General features: G+C 72.0%; 14 protein-coding genes and 1 pseudogene. 1 reads left to right on the top strand and 14 read right to left on the bottom strand.

Annotated features, from left to right (window positions below; genetic code table 11):
- Positions 1-38: 38 nt before the first annotated feature.
- The 14 genes and pseudogenes from IHE55_RS33435 to IHE55_RS22710 form a co-directional block, all read right to left on the bottom strand.
- Positions 39-363, bottom strand: a pseudogene (locus IHE55_RS33435) (transposase); the annotation flags it as partial.
- Positions 364-423: 60 nt separating this feature from the next.
- On the bottom strand, positions 424-1,356 hold the full coding sequence (locus IHE55_RS22770; RefSeq protein ID WP_197990722.1) for a hypothetical protein: 933 nt from the start codon (positions 1,354-1,356) through the stop codon (positions 424-426).
- A gap of 30 nt (positions 1,357-1,386) precedes the next feature.
- Positions 1,387-2,535 (bottom strand): AAA family ATPase, encoded by a 1,149-nt coding sequence (locus tag IHE55_RS32755; protein WP_197990721.1) that lies wholly within the window; start codon positions 2,533-2,535, stop codon positions 1,387-1,389.
- A complete protein-coding gene (locus tag IHE55_RS22760) occupies positions 2,532-3,797 on the bottom strand; it encodes a DUF262 domain-containing protein (protein WP_197990720.1) in 1,266 nt (421 codons plus the stop codon). The genes IHE55_RS32755 and IHE55_RS22760 overlap by 4 nt, the downstream gene beginning before the upstream one ends.
- A 63-nt stretch (positions 3,798-3,860) precedes the next feature.
- The gene (locus IHE55_RS22755; RefSeq protein ID WP_197990719.1) at positions 3,861-5,048 is read right to left on the bottom strand and encodes a hypothetical protein; all 1,188 of its coding nucleotides are present in this window, start codon (positions 5,046-5,048) and stop codon (positions 3,861-3,863) included.
- A gap of 576 nt (positions 5,049-5,624) precedes the next feature.
- Complete coding sequence (locus tag IHE55_RS22750) at positions 5,625-6,941, bottom strand: class I SAM-dependent RNA methyltransferase (RefSeq protein ID WP_197990718.1); 1,317 nt, start codon at positions 6,939-6,941, stop codon at positions 5,625-5,627.
- 682 nt (positions 6,942-7,623) lie between these two features.
- Positions 7,624-9,687: an APC family permease gene (locus IHE55_RS22745; protein ID WP_197990717.1), complete on the bottom strand. Its 2,064-nt coding sequence runs from the start codon at positions 9,685-9,687 to the stop codon at positions 7,624-7,626.
- A 91-nt stretch (positions 9,688-9,778) separates the two neighbouring features.
- A complete protein-coding gene (locus IHE55_RS22740) occupies positions 9,779-10,912 on the bottom strand; it encodes a cytochrome P450 family protein (RefSeq protein WP_307826903.1) in 1,134 nt (377 codons plus the stop codon).
- Complete coding sequence (locus IHE55_RS22735) at positions 10,894-12,375, bottom strand: cytochrome P450 (RefSeq protein WP_372442716.1); 1,482 nt, start codon at positions 12,373-12,375, stop codon at positions 10,894-10,896. The genes IHE55_RS22740 and IHE55_RS22735 overlap by 19 nt, the downstream gene beginning before the upstream one ends.
- Positions 12,372-12,974 (bottom strand): GTP-binding protein, encoded by a 603-nt coding sequence (locus IHE55_RS22730; protein WP_197990715.1) that lies wholly within the window; start codon positions 12,972-12,974, stop codon positions 12,372-12,374. The genes IHE55_RS22735 and IHE55_RS22730 overlap by 4 nt, the downstream gene beginning before the upstream one ends.
- Entirely contained in the window at positions 12,952-13,278 is a 327-nt protein-coding gene (locus tag IHE55_RS22725; RefSeq protein ID WP_307826782.1) for a DUF742 domain-containing protein, read from the bottom strand. Before IHE55_RS22725 ends, IHE55_RS22730 begins: the two co-directional genes overlap by 23 nt.
- A 29-nt stretch (positions 13,279-13,307) precedes the next feature.
- Positions 13,308-13,730 (bottom strand): roadblock/LC7 domain-containing protein, encoded by a 423-nt coding sequence (locus IHE55_RS22720; protein ID WP_197990713.1) that lies wholly within the window; start codon positions 13,728-13,730, stop codon positions 13,308-13,310.
- Positions 13,731-13,769: 39 nt separating this feature from the next.
- Positions 13,770-15,155 (bottom strand): ATP-binding protein, encoded by a 1,386-nt coding sequence (locus IHE55_RS22715; RefSeq protein WP_197990712.1) that lies wholly within the window; start codon positions 15,153-15,155, stop codon positions 13,770-13,772.
- 636 nt (positions 15,156-15,791) lie between these two features.
- Positions 15,792-16,676 carry an SIS domain-containing protein gene (locus tag IHE55_RS22710; protein ID WP_197992175.1) on the bottom strand — a complete coding sequence of 295 codons (885 nt, stop codon included), beginning with the start codon at positions 16,674-16,676 and terminating at the stop codon, positions 15,792-15,794.
- 140 nt (positions 16,677-16,816) lie between these two features.
- Here IHE55_RS22710 and IHE55_RS22705 point away from each other — a divergent pair, with 140 nt between their 5' ends.
- The gene (locus tag IHE55_RS22705) at positions 16,817-17,596 is read left to right on the top strand and encodes a DeoR/GlpR family DNA-binding transcription regulator (RefSeq protein WP_197990711.1); all 780 of its coding nucleotides are present in this window, start codon (positions 16,817-16,819) and stop codon (positions 17,594-17,596) included.
- Positions 17,597-17,634 lie beyond the last annotated feature (38 nt).

Raw genomic sequence — 17,634 nt, 5'->3', positions numbered from 1 at the left:
GTGGCGTCTGCGCCAGTGGGACCGGTTCAGGCCGTGTGCGATGAGGCGGTGCCCTTCTTGAGTAAGCCGGTGTCGTCGACGATCAGCACGCCGCCGGACAGCCGAGGTGCTCGGCGACGTAGTTCTGCAGGTCGTTCCGGTCTTCGTCGGCGTCGCAGGACGCGCCGTTGAGTAGGTGCTGGAAGCCGGCAGGGCCACGGTGGCCTGCGTACTCGGCGACCTGTCAGCCGTTCTTCCGCTCGACCGTCGCCAGCAAGCCCCGCACGTAATCCCGTATCCGCCACCGCAGCACCCGCGAGAACCGACCCGCCACCCGGCGAACAACGACTCCAGCTCGGCCGCCCATAGACCGGCCTCACCCACCTACACCATGCCGTGAACAACGAAACCAACCAGCTCAGGCAACGATTTCTGATTGGAGTATTAGACCTCCGGCCGGATCTTGCTGCCGATGTGGGCGAGGCGGATCGTCCGTTCCTCCGGAACCAGACGGAAGTGGATGCGGCCAGCGCCCGGGGTGAACCGGGCGTGCAGGTCGAAGGTGCGTGTTTCCCCGTCCAGATCGGTGAAGCGGCACACGCGCTTGCGGGTCTCACCCTCTGCGGTGACCTTGGTCCGCCACTCGGGCTCGGCCATGCTCGATGGGTCCCAGGCGGCGACGGCTTCCTCCAGCCGCTCCAGCGCCCGTCGCACGGGTACCACCCAGTGCGGGTTCAGACTGCGGAGCTGCCCTTCGATGCGTGGCAGGAACGTGAGGCGCGGGTAGAGATCAGCCCGTCTGTCCCAGATCCGCGAGCCGGTGGTGACACCCTCGCGGCGCGCCGCCCGAATCCAGTCCAGGTGCCCGTCGAGATGCGGCTCGGCGGATAGGTGCCGGACATCGACGCTGTCGTGCCGCATCTCCAGCGTGCCGTCGTCGTCTTCGACGAGTTCGCTCCGCTCCAGGGTGACGCGATCGGCCTGCCACTGCCGGGCCACCGGAAGGCTGACCGCGATGCCGTCCATGAAGTGCGCGGCGCCCAGGCCGAGGACAACCGCGCCGTGGTGGCGGTATTCGAGATGGTCGGCGGCGTTCTCGACGGGGAAGACGCTCCGTACGGGCGACCGGCCCTGTAACGCCCGCAGGCGCTGCCAGAGGGCGCGGTTGCGCGGACTGGCCCCGATCCACTTGTTGACGGGATAGCCCTCGGCGATCTCCAGCGCCTTGACGTCCACCTCGCTCACCAGCGCCGTGCCCGCCCCTCCCTCGGCCGCGGCGGCACGGACGACGGCCACGAAGTCGGCCATCGCCCGCTCGGCCCGTGCCGGGTCGCAGGCCGTCCCCCAGGACTTCTCGTTCAGAAACAGCAGTGGCACGCCTTCTTCCCCCTGTGTCCTTCCGTGCCGTCAGTCCAGTAGCCGGTCGAGCGAGTTCTCCCACTCGTCGAAGAAGCCCTCGGGCCACTGTTCGAGCATGCCGTCCTTGTCGATGCGGGGGGTGACGACCTCGGCGCCCGCCCCGTTGCCACTGAAGTAGTGCACGACCGTGTCCTGCGGCTGAAGGACGCCCTGTTTCACAGCGATACGGACGCCGTTCAGCACGTGGTCACTGTGTGTCTCGACGACCAGCTGGGCGCCGGCGGCGGCGGCCGCGGACAGCAGTGCGGCCGTCCTGCTCTGGCCCTTCGGGTGCAGGTGCGCCTCGGGGTTCTCCAGCAGGATCAGACTCTCGGGCGTCGCGGTGAGGCAGGCGACCACGACGGGCAGCGCATAGGTGAGACCGAAGCCGACGTTGGTGGGCCGTCGGCGCCGTGTGGCGTTGATGCCGGCCGTGCCGCCGAAGCCGTAGGAGAGGCGGACGGAGTCGGTTCCTTCGATGGGGTCCGTCTCGATGTTGACGCCCGGACACAGCTCCTGCATCCAGGCGATCGTCTGGTCCAGGAGCTGGGGAGAGGTCGCGCCGCGATGGCGGAGCGGACCGTCGGGCACCTCCATCGGCACGTCCTGCTCCGTGTGATGGCGAAGGTAGTTGACGGTGTGCTCGCCTCGCACGCCGAGGAATCCTCTCGCGATGGCGATCTGGTGCGAGCGGGGGTAGGTGACCGCCGGAGTGATGCGATCGGCGTGCAGGTACTGGAACGGCTGCTCGGCCAGGTGCGAGCGGACCGAACCCTCCGCCAGGGGCATGACGTCCCGGTCGGGGTGACGAATGTCGTACGCGGCGGCCCACGTGCGCTGCTCGCCGTCCTCCTCGATGACGAAGCCTACGAGCGGCTCGCTGACGCCGGGGAGTTCGTCCACGGGCCCGAAGTCCTCGTGCAGGACGTCCTGTGCGGTGCCGAGAGCCACGAGATCACCGTTGAGCAGCAGCCCTCCCCCGGCACGCTTGGTCCGGGTGAGCATCTGCGTCTCGTACGACTGCCGCAGCAGCGCCAGTGCCTGCAGAACACTGCTCTTGCCCGAGGAGTTGAGACCGGTGAGGAGCGTCAGCGGGCCGAGGGGCAGTTCCAGACGCCGGAACGCCTTGAAGTTGATCAGCTTGATGTGGTTGATCACTGCTCGGCCCCGCTCCTTTCCTCGCCGAGCGCGTCCTCGAAGAGCTCCTTGACGGCGTCGAACCGCTTCCGCACCTTCCTGGCGTCGCCGGTGCCCACGGAGATGGCGCGCTCGAACTCCACGTCCTCCATGAGCTCCGCGAAGGCGTCGAGGACGTCGATCTGCCTCAGCGTCTCGCGATCGTCGTCGTCGAGACTCGCGAGATTGACGGCGACCGCCTCAAAAAGTGCCTTGTTGATGGGTGACTTGCGCTGCTGGTTCCGGCGGTACTTACGGAAGGCGTGAGGTCCGAAGATCTCCTTGGCCGCGAGCATCGCCGTGAGGAACTCGGTCCGCAGCCGGTCCTCTTCCGCACTGTCGAGACGGTTCACCTGGTGCATCGCTTCGGCGAGGAACGCGTCGAAGTCGCCGGGCCTGTACGCGTGCGGGGAGGTCATCCGGAACGCCAGGAAGCGCAGAACCATCTCCCGGTCGGCCATCCGGTCGCCGACGACGCTGTAGCCGGTGGCCTGCCGGAACTCCTTGGTCTCCGCGAGCTCCGCGAGAAGCGTGCGGGCCCGTCCCGGGATGAGCGCGTGCCGGATCTCCTGCCGGGTGAGGGGCTCGCCTCCGGTGTTGATGCGCGCGAAGACGTTGAACATCACCGGCTCGGGTGTGCCGCGCCGGATGACGTGGACGACGACCTCCGTCTCGCGCAGCCGGATCTGGAGTTTTCCGGAAAGGTCCGCGAAGCCCGCCCCGTCGAAGTTGCGCAGATACTCCAGGCCCGTCAGCTTCAGCGGATCGGCGCCGACCGTCTCCGGCTCCAGGAAGCGGGCGATCGACGTGAGGCGCTGGATGCCGTCGACGATGGCCCAGCTGCCGTCCTTGTTCTCGGCGGCGTAGAAGGACGGGATGGGGATGCGCAGCAGCAGCGACTCGATGAGACGGCTCTGCTTGCCGTCGGTCCAGATGCCCGCCTTGCGCTGGAAGTCCGGGGCGAGGTCGATCATCTCGTTGCGCAGCCGGGACAGCAGCAGATCGACGGTCGTCGTCCGGGTGTCGATGTCGATGTGCTCGGGGTCGAAAGGAGAGGTGATCTGCTCGATCACCACATCCTCGGCCTCCTCGCGCTCGATGTCGGTCGGCCGGCCGTCGGCGGTGACCTCCACGGAGAACAGAGGGGAATCGATCTCTCCGGCATCCGCGGCAGCATCTTGATACCGCTCGAACACCGACCGTTGGTCCCGGGTACGTCCCTGGCTCTCCTCCAGCGCCGCCATGTCGTCTCGTCGCCCTCCCCCTCATGCCGTGCGGGCTCACCGCGTCCGCTTCGTTCGCCCTCCTCACCCTACCGTCCGTGATTCCGTGGTGACGGACGATCGGTTTGAGCAGTGGGGGCAGCAAGTGGACGTGGAGGGCGCCGGGCGACGCGGGTCCTCGGCGGCGGAGTCGGGTTCCCAGGCGGTGGACGAATCGCCGACGAGCAGCCCACCCCGGTGCAGGGCCTCGCGGAGGTGCGGCCAGATCGCGGCGACGCTGGAGACACCCGCGGCCACCAGCAGCCCGGAGACCGCTTCCCCTCCCGGGACGAGGAACGCCCCGGTGACAAGCCCCGCAGCCACGGCGAGTCTGCCCGCTGCTGCCAACATTCTGGTCCTGAGCGGCTCGGCCGCGGCACCCACCTGGTCGGACTCCGACACATCCGCGAGGAGCCGGGGGTCGACGATCATCAGGCTGTCCCGCACGGCACGCGGAGGGCAGCTCTGCCGCAGGGCCCCGGCGACGAGCCGGGCAAGGTCGCGGAGGGCGCCCTCCCGGTCCGCTCCCTCCCCGAGGAGGTAGCGCTCGTTGGCGTCGTCGAGTGCCACGATCAGGCGTTCCGTGGTCGCCCGCACCCGGTCGCGGGTGGTGGGCGGCATCGTGCGGGTGCCGTGCCGGGCCTGGGCGCGCAGGGCGGTGCAGAGACGTCCGAACTGCCTGCCGTGGACATCGAGCGCGGAGTCCTGGGCCCGGCGCCGGGCGGGTACGAGCAGAAGCTCCAGGAAGCCGATCGCCTCCACGGTGACGACCCCGGCCGCGTCGGAGACCGCGGTGGCCCGTACGTCGGCGGCCATGAGCGTGAGCGAGACGGTGCCGAAGCCGGCGACGGCCGCGAACATCCAGAACGGCGTGTCCGTGGTGCGGTCCAGCGATGTCGTCCACCAGTAGGGCAGCACGGTGATCAGGAGAGGAACCGCCTGGAGAACCACGGAGACGCACCGACCGGCGACGATACGGTGCCACCGGTCGATGAGCTGCTTCTGGTCCGGCCGGTATTCCGCCCGTACGCCCCTCTGTTCCAGCTTGTTGAGCAGTGCCTTGACACGTCTCTCGCAGGCGCCGCGCCGGATGCGCCGCACGCCGGGTAGCCGGTACACGCCGTCGCCCAGCACACGGGTGCGGGTCCACCACAGTACGGCGATCCACACCGCCTCGAAGAAGGTCCACCAGCCCCAGAGGAACGCGATGTTCTCGAATCGCGTGCCTGTCATGACAGTCAGAGTCACAGATGGCACTGACAGTCAGGCCAGGGCGTCTTCGCACCAGACCGTTTTGGTGTACGGATCACGGCATGTCGTTTCCCCAGTCCAACCCATCGAAGAGACACGCCCTACTTCTCCACGGTGGCGATCGCCGCGCAATGGCCGCCGGCTCAGTCAGCCGGTGTTCCCTGACCTGATGGTCGGCGCGAGCCGGATCAGGGCATGCGAGAGGACCGGCCGACGCCGGACACGGTTCGGGCGCGGGCACAGTGCTCTCGTTGCTCACCGAGATCGGTGGCCAGTAAGGCGGCGATATGTTGGGCGAGGCCCCGGCCGTTCGATGGCCAGTCACGCAGCATCATGACGTGCCGACAGAATCAGCGTCGAGTGAGCGTCAAGACGCTACTACAACCACCCTCACGAGGTCGCGGCAAAGCGCTCCTCACCCGCGCACCCTCTGTGTGAAGCCGCAGGTGGATACGCATGGCGAAACCTATGAGGCGCTCCACGCGGTGCGCTTGGGGAAACGGGTCGAGAGCTCCGGCCGGACTCGGGAAGCTCCGGAGAAACCACAGGTCAGAACCCTTACTTCACCGGCTCCAGCACCGCCACGCACTCCATGTGGTGGGTCATCGGGAAGAGGTCGAAGGCGCGCAGGCGGCGGACCCGGTAGCCCTCTTCGGTGAAGTACTTCAGGTCGCGGGCGAGGGCGGCCGGGTCGCAGGCGACGTAGGCGATGCGGCGGGCGCCGAGGGCGGCGACCAGACGGACGGTGCGCTGGCCGGCGCCCGCCCGGGGCGGGTCGAGGACGACGAGGTCGGCCTCGGTGATGCCGGTGCGCGGTAGGACCTGCTCGACCTTGCCCTGTTCGATGCGGACCCGGTCCAGGTCCTGGAGGTTGTGCCGGGCGTCCTCGACCGCGCGCTTGCCCGACTCGATGCCCAGTACCGCGCCGGTCTCCCCGACCCGTTCGGCGAGGGCGCCGGCGAAGAGCCCGACACCGCAGTACAGGTCCAGGGCCATCTCGCCCTTGCGCGGCATCAGGCCCTGCATCACCGCTTCGACGAGGAGGCCCGGGGCCTTGTGGTGGACCTGCCAGAAGCCTCCGGCGCCCACCCGCCAGGTGCGCTCGACGGCGCGTTCCCGGACGAAGGGGCGGCCGTGCACCCGGTGCACGCCTCCGGCCTCGTCCACCCGCATGACAGAGACCGGCCGGTCGAGCTCGACCAGCGGCAGCCGGCCGCCCGGCTCGGGGGTGAGCAGCACCTGCCGGTCGTGGGAGCCGGTGGCGGCGATCGCCTCGACGGTGGCGATCTGCGGCCAGGAGCGCCGCTCGACGCCCAGTTCGGTCACGCCGGGGGCGGCGATCAGGCAGCGGTCGATGGGCATGACCTCGTGGGAGCGGTGCTTGCGCAGGCCGGCCCGTCCCTCGTCGTCCACGGCGTACTGGACGCGGGTGCGCCAGGCCGGCACCTCGCCCTTGGCGACCTTGTCCCCGGGCGCCGGTTCGACGGTTCCGTCCCAGCCGACGTCCTCCGGGGTCAGCCCGGCGAGCCGGGCCAGCTGTTCGGTGAGGACGGCGCTCTTCAGCCGTCGCTGGCCGCCGGGCGCCACGTGCTGCCAGTCGCAGCCGCCGCAGCGGCCGGGGCCGGAGAACGGGCAGGGGGCCTCGACCCGGTCCTTGGCCGCCTCCAGGACGCGCACCGCGTCGGCGCGCAGGAAGCGGGAGCCGGTGTCGCCCTCGGTGACCTGGGCCACCACCCGCTCGCCGGGCAGGGTGTGCCGAACGAAGAGCACCCGGCCCTCGGCGGTGCGGGCGATGCAGTGGCCGCCGTGTGCCACCGGGCCCACCTCGACCTCGTACTCCTCGCCTACCAGCGATTCCGGGGTCTCGTCGTGCATGGCGCAGGGGCTCCTGGGGTCGGGTGGGTGCGCGGCCCGGCCGCGGCGTGCGGGCCGCCGGCGGGTCCCGCGCGATGACACGGCCCGGCCGGGTTTCGGGTCCCGGGCCGGCGTTCGCGGCCCGGACCGAGGGTTCTCGGTTCCCCGGTCGGGTTCTCGCCTCGGCCGGGGTCGTCGTTCCCCGGCCGGGGAGGACGGCCGTTCAGTCTACGTCGCCCGGCGCCGGCTCCGTGCCGCGGAGTGCTCCGGTGCACGGGTTCCGTGCCGCGGAGTGCGCGAGCTGCGCGGGGTGGGGTGGTGTCCTCGCCGCGGTGCGGGGCACCGCGGTGGCCGGGCGGGGCCGGAGCGAGGAGCGGCGGCACCCAGCCCCGGCCAGCAGCACCCGGGCGGGCCGAGGCGAGGAGCGACCGTCCCGGTCGACGGCACCCGGGCGAGGTGGCCGGGCGTGCACCCGTCCCGTGGCCCGGCCAGGCGTGCACCCGTCCCGCACCCGGCGGGCCGTGCCCGTTCCGCGCCGTCGGGCGCGGCCGTGCCGTCCCGCGCGCCACGGCGACGCGCGGGGGCCGGGCCGCGCCGGGGGCACGGCACTCGGGCCTGCCCGCCCGGCGGGTCCGCGCCCGCCGCGCCCGGGACACCGCGCCCGCGGCCCGCCCGCCCGCCGAGTGGGCGCCGGCGGCGCCGGTCAGCCGGCCGTGGGCGGCTTGCCGGCGGCCTTCTCCCGTTTGGGCGGGGACACCGGGCCGCGGCGCACCGCGCCCGGCGCGTGCCAGTCGGCGTGCTTGCGGGCGCGCCGCTTGGCCACCTCGGAGGAGTCCAGCTGCCAGGGCACGGAGGTCACCATCACGCCGGGGGTGAACAGCAGCCGGCCCTTGAGCCGCAGGGCGCTCTGGTTGTGCAGCAGGTGCTCGTACCAGTGGCCGACGACGTACTCGGGGATGTAGACGCTCACCACGTCGCGGGGGCTCTCCCGCCGCAGGCCCTTGACGTAGTCGATGATCGGCCGGGTGATCTCGCGGTAGGGCGAGTCGAGGATCTTCAGCGGGACGTCGATGCCGCGCTCGCTCCACTCGGCCTGCAGGGCCCGGGTCTCGGCCGGGTCCACGCTGATGCTCAGCGCCTCCAGTTTGTCGGAGCGCATCAGCTTGGCGTACGCCAGGGCGCGCAGCGTGGGCTTGTGGATCTTGGACACCAGCACGATGGCGTGCACCCGGGACGGGCGCAGGGTGTCCCCGTCCTCCTCGGTGCCCACCGCCAGTTCCTCCGCCACCCCGTCGTAGTGGCGGCGGATCGCGGTCATGGTGACGTAGAAGATGACCATGCCCAGCAGGGCGACCCAGGCGCCGTGGGTGAACTTGGTCACCAGCACCACCACCAGCACCAGGCCGGTGAAGAACGCGCCGAAGGCGTTGATCACCCGGGAGCGGAGCATGTGGCGGCGCTTGGCCGGGTCGCGCTCGGCGGCCAGCAGCCGGTTCCAGTGCCGCACCATGCCGGTCTGGCTGAGGGTGAAGGAGACGAAGACGCCGACGATGTAGAGCTGGATCAGGCGGGTGGAGTCGGCGCCGTAGATGTAGACGAGTATCGCGGCGGCGCCGGCCAGCAGCACGATGCCGTTGGAGAAGGCGAGCCGGTCGCCCCGGGTGTGCAGCTGGCGCGGCAGGTAGCGGTCCTGGGCCAGGATCGAGCCGAGCAGCGGGAAGCCGTTGTACGCGGTGTTGGCGGCGAGGAAGAGCACCAGGGCGGTGGCCGCGGCCAGCAGCACGAAGAAGAACGTGCCGTCGCCGAAGACGGCCGCCGCGACCTGGGAGATCACCGGGTCCTGGGTGTAGTCGCCGCCGACCGGGGCGCCGTCCTTGATCAGGTCGTGCTCGGGGTGTTCGGCCATCTTCACGTCGGTGGCCATGGCCAGTCCGATGATGCCGCAGAACATGGTGACCGCCAGCGCGCCCATCAGCGCCAGGGTGGTGGCCGCGTTCCGGCTCTTGGGCTTGCGGAAGGCGGGCACGCCGTTGCTGATCGCCTCCACGCCGGTGAGCGCGGCGCAGCCGGAGGAGAAGGCCCGCAGCAGCAGGAAGACCAGGGCGAAACCGGCCAGTCCGGTCTCCTCGGGCCGGATCTCGAAGTCCGCGGTGGGGGCCTTCATCTCGTCCCCGGCGACCAGCCCGCGGTACGCGCCCCAGGCGATCATGGCGAAGACGCCGAAGACGAAGACGTAGGTGGGGATGGCGAAGAGCTTGCCGGACTCCCTCACCCCGCGCAGGTTCATGACGGTCAGCAGCACGATGGTGCCGATCGCGCACAGTGTCTTGTTCTCGACCACGAACGGGACCGCCGAGCCGAGGTTCTCCACCCCGGAGGAGATCGACACGGCCACCGTGAGGACGTAGTCCACCAGCAGCGCGCTGGCGACGGTGAGTCCGGCCTTGGGGCCGAGGTTGGTGGTCGCCACCTCGTAGTCGCCGCCACCGCTGGGGTAGGCGTGGACGTTCTGCCGGTAGGACGCCACCACGGTGAACATCAGCACGACGACCGCGACGGCGATCCAGGGGCTGTAGTGGTACGCCGACACTCCCGCCACGGACAGGACGAGCAGCACCTCGCCGGGCGCGTAGGCCACGGAGGAGAGCGGGTCGGAAGCGAAGACCGGCAGCGCGATGCGCTTGGGCAGGAGGGTCTCCCCCAGCCTGTCGCTGCGCAGCGCCCGGCCGATCAGGATCCGTTTAGGAATGTCGGTCAGTTTGGACACAACAGAGGATCGTAAGGGCTCCCCCGCGGCGCCGCCCACCCGCCCGGCCGGAGGCGGAGCGGATGGGCGGGCGGGCGGCCGTCGCGGTGGTTCAGTCCCGCGGCGGGGTGATCGTGGCCGGCAGGGCCCGGTGTCCGTTGGAGATGAAGGAATCCACCGGCTTCAGACCCTCCGGTCCGGCGGCGAGCGTCAGTCCGGGGAAGCGCTCGAAGAGCGCCGGGAGGGCGATGGCCGCCTCCATCCGGGCCAGCGGGGCACCCAGGCAGAAGTGCACCCCGTGCCCGAAGGCGAGGTGGTCCTTGAGCCGGCGGGTGACGTCGAACACATGGGCGTCCGGGCCGTGCAGCTCCGGGTCGCGCCCGGCCGCGGCGTAGGCGGCCACGATGGCGTCGCCCTTGCGCAGCACCAGGCCGCCTTCCAGCTCGATGTCCTCCACCGCGTAGCGCAGCGGCAGGTTCGCCACCGGCGCCTGCACCCGCAGCGTCTCCTCGATCACGTCGTCCCAGCTCGCCCGGCCGGCGCGGACGTGCTCCAGCTGCTCGGGGTGGGTGAGCAGGGCGTGGATGGCGTTGTCCAGCAGGTTGACGGTGGTCTCGTGGCCGGCGCTGATCACCAGCAGCAGGGTGTCGGTCAGCTCCTGCTCGCTCAGCCGGGAGTCGCCGTCCTCGTCGCGCGCGGTGATCAGCCCGGTGGTGAGGTCGTCGCCGGGCGTCCGCCGCTTCCGCTCCACCAGCTCGCCGAGGATGGCGTACACCTCGCCGTAGGTGGCGGTCACCTCCTCGGGGTCGGCGGAGGTGTGGAAGATGCTGTCCACGCAGCGCCGCAGCCGCAGCCGGGTGGGCTCGTCGTCGATGCCGAACAGCTCGCAGATGACCTGGATCGGGATGGGGTACGCGTACCCCTCGCGCAGGTCCACGACCCGGCCGTCGGCGCCGTCGGCGGCCAGCCGGTCCAGCAGCTCGGCGGTCATCTCCTCGATCCGCGGGCGCAGGTCGGCGATCCGGCGGGGGGTGAACGCCTTGGCCACCAGGGTGCGCAGCCGCCGGTGGTCGGTGCCGTAGGCGGTGAACATGTTCTGCACCGCGACCCAGGTGAACAGCGGCCACTCCGGGGAGATCTCACCGTTGATCCAGGCCGGCCAGTGCTGCCGCGGGTCCTTGGAGACCCGCGGATCGGTCAGGAGCTTCTTCAGCAGGGGCTGGGTGCTTACCGCCCACGCCACCACCCCGCCAGGGAGTTCCACACGCGTCGCGGGCCCCTGGGCCCGGATGCGGTCGCCCTCGGCGTGGATGTCGCTCCCTGTGGGGTCGATGACAACAGTGCCTGACGGGCTGGTCTGGCGTTCCATTCGCTCTCTCCATGGGTGTCGTCGAGATGGGCACGCGCGGGTACGGCCTCGGGTGCCGGCGCCGGCGTCGGCAGCGGCGTCGACACGGTGAGGGGCACCGGGGGGAAGCGCACGGGCAGGGCGGCGAGCGCCCGGTGGAAGGGGCCCGGGCGCCACTGAAGCCGGTCCGCGGGTACGGCGAGCTCCATGTCGGGGATGCGGTCCAGCAGCTTCTCGACGGCCACCGCGGCGATCAGCCGGGCGGCGTCCTTGCCGGGACAGGTGTGCGGACCGGCGCTCCAGGCCAGGTGGGCCCGGTTGCCGGCCCGGTTCTCGGTGACCAGGGCGGGGTCGTTGTTGGCGGCGGCGAAGCTCACCACGACGGGCTCGCCCTCACGCAGCCGCACCCCCGCGAAGTCCAGGTCGCGGACCGGGTAGTGGACGGCGTAGTTGGCCATCGGCGGGTCCAGCCACAGCACCTCGTCCAGGGCGTCCTCGACCGGCAGACTGCCGCCGGAGAGGTCGCCGGCGAAGCGGTCGTCGGACAGCAGCAGCCGCAGCGCGTTGGTGATCAGGTTCTGCTGCGGCTCGGTGCCGGCGCCCATGAGGACGACGATCTGGTGGAGCATCTCCTCGTCGGTCAGCCCCACCGGGTGGGCGAGCATCCAGGAGGTGATGTCGGCGCCGGGGCTGCGGCGCTTGAGCGCGATCAGCTCCAGGGCGGCCTCGGTGAGCATGGCGTTGGCCCGCTCGGCGTCCACCCCGTCGAAGATCCCCGACATGCCCGCGACCAGCCGCTCGCCCAGTTCCGGCGGGCAGCCGAAGAGCTGCTGGAAGACCATGAGCGGCAGGACCTTGGCGTAGTCGCCGAGCAGGTCCGCCTCGCCCTCGGGGGCGAACCGGTCGATGAGGGTGTCGGCGCTGTGCTCGACGTAGCCGCGCAGCGCGTTGGGGTCCACCCGGTCCAGGCCGTCGGTGACCGGCTGCCGCAGCCGGGCGTGTGCCTCACCGTCGTTGAACAGGCAGTTCGGCCGGTAGTGCATCATCGGCACCACCGGGTTGTCCGGGGAGACGCGCCCGTCGGCCAGGGCCTTCCAGCGCCGGGCGTCCTTGGCGAACTTCTCCGGGCTGCGCAGCACCTCCAGCGCGGCGGTGTAGCCGGTGACCAGGGTGGCGTAGGCGCCCGGCGCCAGCTCCACCGGCGCCGTCGGGCCGTACTCCCGCAGCTTCCGGTAGACCGCCTGCGGGTCGGCGGCGAAGTCCGGGCCGTACAGCGGCACGGCCCGGGGGAGGCCGGCGCCGCCGCCGTGCGCCGGGCAGCCGGGCGGGGGTGCCGCCGCGGCGTCGAGGGGTGAGGTCACGCGTGCTCCTGTGTGGTACGGGAGTGCAGGTACTGGACGAGGGAGATCAGCGCCCGGGTGGAGGAGGTGCGGTCCCGGGCGTCACAGGTGACCAGCGGGGTCTCCGGCAGCAGGTCGAGCGCCTCGCGGATCTCCGCCTCGGGGTGGACCGGCGCGCCGTCGAAGTGGTTGACGGCCACCGCGTACGGCAGGCCGTGCTCCTCCAGCAGCCCCATGACGTCGAAGGACTGCTCCAGCCGGCGGGTGTCGGCCAGGACCAGGGCGCCCAGCGCGCCGCGGGTCATGTCCTGCCACAGCCGGGTGAAGCGCTGCTGGCCGGGGGCGCCGAAGAGGTAGAGCACCAGCGAGTCGCTGAGGGTGAGCCGGCCGAAGTCCATGGCGACGGTGGTGGTCGTCTTGTCCTTGATGCCGGCGAGGTCGTCCACGAGCGCCCCGGCCTGCGTCATGGTCTCCTCGGTGCGCAGCGGCTTGATCTCCGACAGGGAGCCGACGAAGGTCGTCTTGCCGACCGCGAAGTGCCCGACGACCAGCAGCTTCACCGCTGTCCGGACGGTCTGTCGCAGATAGACGCCGTTGTCAGAGGCGAGCGCGGAGTCCATCGAGCACCTCCTGCAGGAGCTGGGCCTCGGGCAGCTGTGCCGAGGGGATCGGGGACCGGGTGGTGATGTGGCCGCTGTCCACCAGGTCGCTGAGCAGGACCTTGGTGACGCTGACCGGCAGCCGCAGGTGACTGGCGACCTCGGCGACCGACAGGGCTCCGCCCATGCACAGCTCCATCAGCCTGCGCTTCTCGGGGCTGAGTCCGGTCAGCGGCCGGTCGCCGTAGGCCATCACCAGCGTCACCAGGTCGAACGTGTTGCGGGACGGGTGGGCGCGGCCGTCGGTCACGACGTACGGCCGCACCAGCCCTCGTTCCTGGCGCCGCGGCGGGGTCACGCCGGGCTGCCCTGCCAGGAGGTGTCCTGCCGGGGCGGGCTGGTCAGCTCCTTGCCGAGCCGGTCGACCAGCTTCTGCATCCGGTAGGTGACCGCCTCCATGTCCACCTCGGAGGTCGCGGAGACCGCGAGGTACGCGCCGGGGCCGGCGGCGATGAGAAAGACGTAGCCGCCGACGAACTCCACCAGCGTCTGCTGCCAGGGGGTCTGCTCACCGTCGCAGAACTCGGCGGTGCTGCGGCTGATGGACTGCAGACCGGAGAGCGCGGCGGCCTGGCGTTCGGCCTCGTCCCGGTCGATGCCCGCGGAGTGGGCGCGGAGCATGCCGTCGGCGGAGAGCAGGATCGCGTGCCGCGCCTCCGGCATCTTCACGACCTCGTCGAGCATCCAGCCCAGCTCGTTGTTCATATGGTCGTTCATGCCTGACGGTTCCCTTCTTCACGGTGAGGAGTGGCGTCGTCACGGTTCTCCGCACGACCGGACCGGGTGCCCCGGGCGAAGGCGCCCATGCGCCGGGCGGTCTCCTCCGCCGAGCGGACGGGGTGCGCCGCGGCGGAGGGGTCCCAGAGCGGCCGGCAGGTGCGGCGGCGGTGGCGGTGGCGGTGGGCCAGTCGTCGGTCTGCCGGCCGGCCGGCTGCCGGCGGCAGCGCTTGGGCAGCCCGCCGGCGGTGGAGAGGTGGATCCGCGGCGCGTCGTCGCCGGACCGGGCCGCTCCGGCGCCGTACGGGGCAGGGCACCGGCGTGCAGGGGCGCGACGGACAGGCGGGTCTCGGCGGACGGGGTGGCGGGGCGGGGTTCGGCGGCCGGTACGGCTGCCGGCTCCTGCTGGGCATGGCTGACGTCCGGTTCCAGGTGGGTGAGGAGTGCACTGGGCAGGAAGAGGACCGCCCGTACACCGCCGTAGGGGGACCGGGTGTCGACCGAGACGCTGAAGCCGTACCGGGCGGCGAGCATGCCGATGACCGGGAAGCCGAACTGCGGGGGGTCGCCGAGGCGGGCGACGTCCACCGGGCGCCGGCCGGACAGCCACGCCACCGCGCGCTGCACCTCCTGGCCGTCCATGCCCACACCGGCGTCGTCGATGACCACGCAGGCGCCGTTGTGCACCGGCTGGAGGCTCACCTCCACCTTGGTGTTGGGCTGGGAGTGGCGGGCGGCGTTGTCGAGCAGCTCGGCGACCGCGAGCACCACCGGTTCCACGGCGCGGCTGATGACGGCGATGTCGATCTGGGAGTGCACCTGCACGCGCCGGTAGTCCCGGATCCGGGAGGTGGCGCCGCGCACCACGTCGATGAGGGGCGAGGCGGCCCGCTGTCGGCCTGGCCACGATCCGCAGAGCACCGCGATGGCCTGCGCGCGGCGGCCGAACTGGGAGTTGGCGTGGTCGATCTCCAGCAGGTCGCGCAGGACGTCGGGGTTGTCGTGCCGCTCCTGCATCTCCGAGATGGACAGCTGCTGTTCGTGCGCGAGCCCCTGGAGCGCGCGCATCGACGCCTTCAGCGCGGCCTTGGCCGACATGTCGGCCTTCACCTGCGCCTTCTCCACGGCCTGCTGGAACAGCTCCATCACCGACTGGAGGCTTCTCGCGTAGTCCGTCCCGGCGAGCCGGTCGTCGAGGAGTCCGGGGAGCGGTGCCGGTCCGCCGGAGGCGTCCGCCACGGCGGGGAGGCGGACCGCGACGAGGTGCTGGAGCTCGGCGTCACGCGCCCGCAGGCTGCCTTCCAGCGCGGCGTTGCGCTTGCGCACGGTGGTGGTGATCCGGTGCTGGCGGAGCAGCAGAACCAGGACGACGGCTGCGACCGCGGCCAGGCACCAGACCATCACCTCCGATATGTGATCTGTCATCAGTTCCTCATGGACGGGGGCTTACAGAAGTCCAGAAGCGGAATACCGCGATCATCCTAGCCACGCCGGTGACCATGTGTCCGTCCACCGTCACCAATTGCGAATCGGTGGGGCAATTGGTACGTGCATCTATCATCTGCCGGGGTCCGGCGGTGTCACCGCCGGGGTCTGCCGCCGGGGCGTCAGGGGGCGGGGCCGGCGCGGCGCGGTGGGGCCGGTGGGTGCCGGACGGGCGGCGCGCGGTGACGGAGTCGTCGGGCGCGGGCCCGTGCCGTGCTACGCAGGGCCACAGGGGTCGCCGTGGGTGCGGAGCCACCGGGGATGCCGGGTCGCCGAGGGTACGGGAAGGCCGGGGTACCGGAAGGCCGGGGGTACGGACCCTGCCGGGGGTACGGACCCCGCCGGGGGTACGGACCCCGCCGGGGTGCGGGGAACGCAGGCGCGTGGCCGCCCGGGGTGCGGGGAACCAGGGTGCGGGCCGCCCGGGTCGGCGGTGACCGGGGAGACGCGGGGCGCCGGGGCGCGGAAGTCCGCCGGAGGCGCAGGGAGACCGGGCCGCACGCCTCCCGGCGGCGGGGCCGCACGCCGGCCGGGCCGCACGCCGTCGCGGCGCGGCCCGGCCGGCCGGGGCCGCGGTCAGGACCCGTCGAGGATGACGGAGCGGGTGAGGTTGCGGGGGGCGTCCGGGTCGAGGCCGCGGACCGCGGCGACGGCGACCGCCAGCCGCTGGGCGCGCACCAGTTCGGCCAGCGGGTCCAGGCGGCCGTGGACCCAGGTCCCGCCGGCCGACCGCACCTGGTCGGCCAGCCCCGGCGGCGCCTCGCCGAACATCCAGGTGGCGGTGGTCGGCGCGGTGATGCTGATGGGCCCGTGCCGGTACTCCATCGCCGGGTACGCCTCGGTCCACGCCAGCGCCGCCTCACGCATCTTCAGCGCGGCCTCGCTGGCCAGCCCGACGGTCCAGCCCCGCCCGAGGAAGGTGAACTGGGTGCAGCGCTCCAGCCCCTCCGGGAGCGGCTCGGCGAGCGCGGTCCGGGCGTCGGCGACCACCGCGTCGGAGTGCAGCCCGAGGTGCGCGCGGAGCAGGGTGAGCGCGGTGGTGGCGAACCGGGTCTGCACCACCGACCGCTCGTCGGCGAAGTCCAGCACCACGGTGTCGTCGGCGAGCGTCATCACCGGGGTGGCGGGGTCGGCGGTCACCGCGCAGGTCCGTACCGTGCCGCGGAGCCGCTCCAGCAGCCGCAGCACCTCGGTGGTGGTGCCGGAGCGGGTCAGCGCGACCACCCGGTCGTAGCCGCGGCCGGCCGGGAACTCCGAGGCCGGCCAGGCGTCCGTCTCCCCCTGGCCGGACGACTCCCTCAGCCCGGCCACCGCCTGGGCCATGTAGAGCGAGGTGCCGCAACCGACCACGGCCACCCGCTCCCCGGGCCGCGGCAGCGCCGCCGCGTGGTCGGCGGCCAGCTCCGCCGCGCGCTGCCAGCACTCCGGCTGGCCGGCCAGTTCCTGTTCCACATGGCTCACGGTGTACTCCCACCCCGGCGGATCGACGGTCACCTGGCACTGCATGTGATTGTTCGCGCAAGATACAGCCGGTTTCCGAGCACAATCAAGCAGATCCGGTGCGCCAGGGCGCCGGACGGCCGGTGAAGGAGGGCCTTCGCATGTCCCGTGACGCCCGTTGGACGGAACTGCTCGAACTGCTGGTGGCACGCGGCCGGCTGGAGGTCGCGGAGGCGGCGGAGGCGCTCGGCGTCTCCGCGGCGACCGTCCGGCGCGACTTCGACCGTCTGGCCGAGCAGCAGATGCTGGTGCGCACCCGCGGCGGGGCGGTGGTGCACGGGGTCTCCTACCAGCTGCCGCTGCGCTACCAGGCGTCCCGGCGGGTGACCGAGAAGCAGCGGATCGCCGCCGCGGTGGCCGGTCTGGTCGCCCCCGGGGAGGCGGTCGGGCTCACCGGGGGGACCACCACCACCGAGGTGGCCCGGGCGCTCGCGGTCCGTCCGGACCTGGCGGACGGCTCCCCGGCGCTCACCGTGGTCACCAACGCCCTCAACATCGCCACCGAGCTGGCGGTCCGCCCGCAGTTCAAGATCGTGCTGACCGGCGGGGTGGCCCGGCCGCGCTCCTACGAGCTGACCGGTCCGCTGGCCGCCCGGGTGCTCGGGCAGCTCACCCTGGACACCGCCGTGCTGGGGGTGGACGCCTTCCACCCGGAGGCCGGGGCCGCCGCCCGGGACGAGGAGGAGGCGGTCATCAACCGGATGCTCGCCGAGCGGGCGGGGCGGGTGGTGGTCGCGGCGGACTCCACCAAGCTGGGCGGCCGGGCCTTCGCCCGGATCTGCGACACCGACCGGGTGGACACCGTGGTGACCGACACCGGGGTGGCGGCGGCGACGGCCGCGGCGTTCACCGAGGCGGGGGTGACCGTGCTCACGGTCTGAGGCACCTTTTCCCGGTTGTCCCCCGGTTATCCCCCCGG

The organism is Streptomyces pactum, from assembly GCF_016031615.1.
In the GTDB taxonomy this organism is placed as follows: domain Bacteria; phylum Actinomycetota; class Actinomycetes; order Streptomycetales; family Streptomycetaceae; genus Streptomyces; species Streptomyces pactus.
Note: the sequence above shows the minus strand (reverse complement) of the source record. Positions and strands in the feature narration are given on the sequence as shown.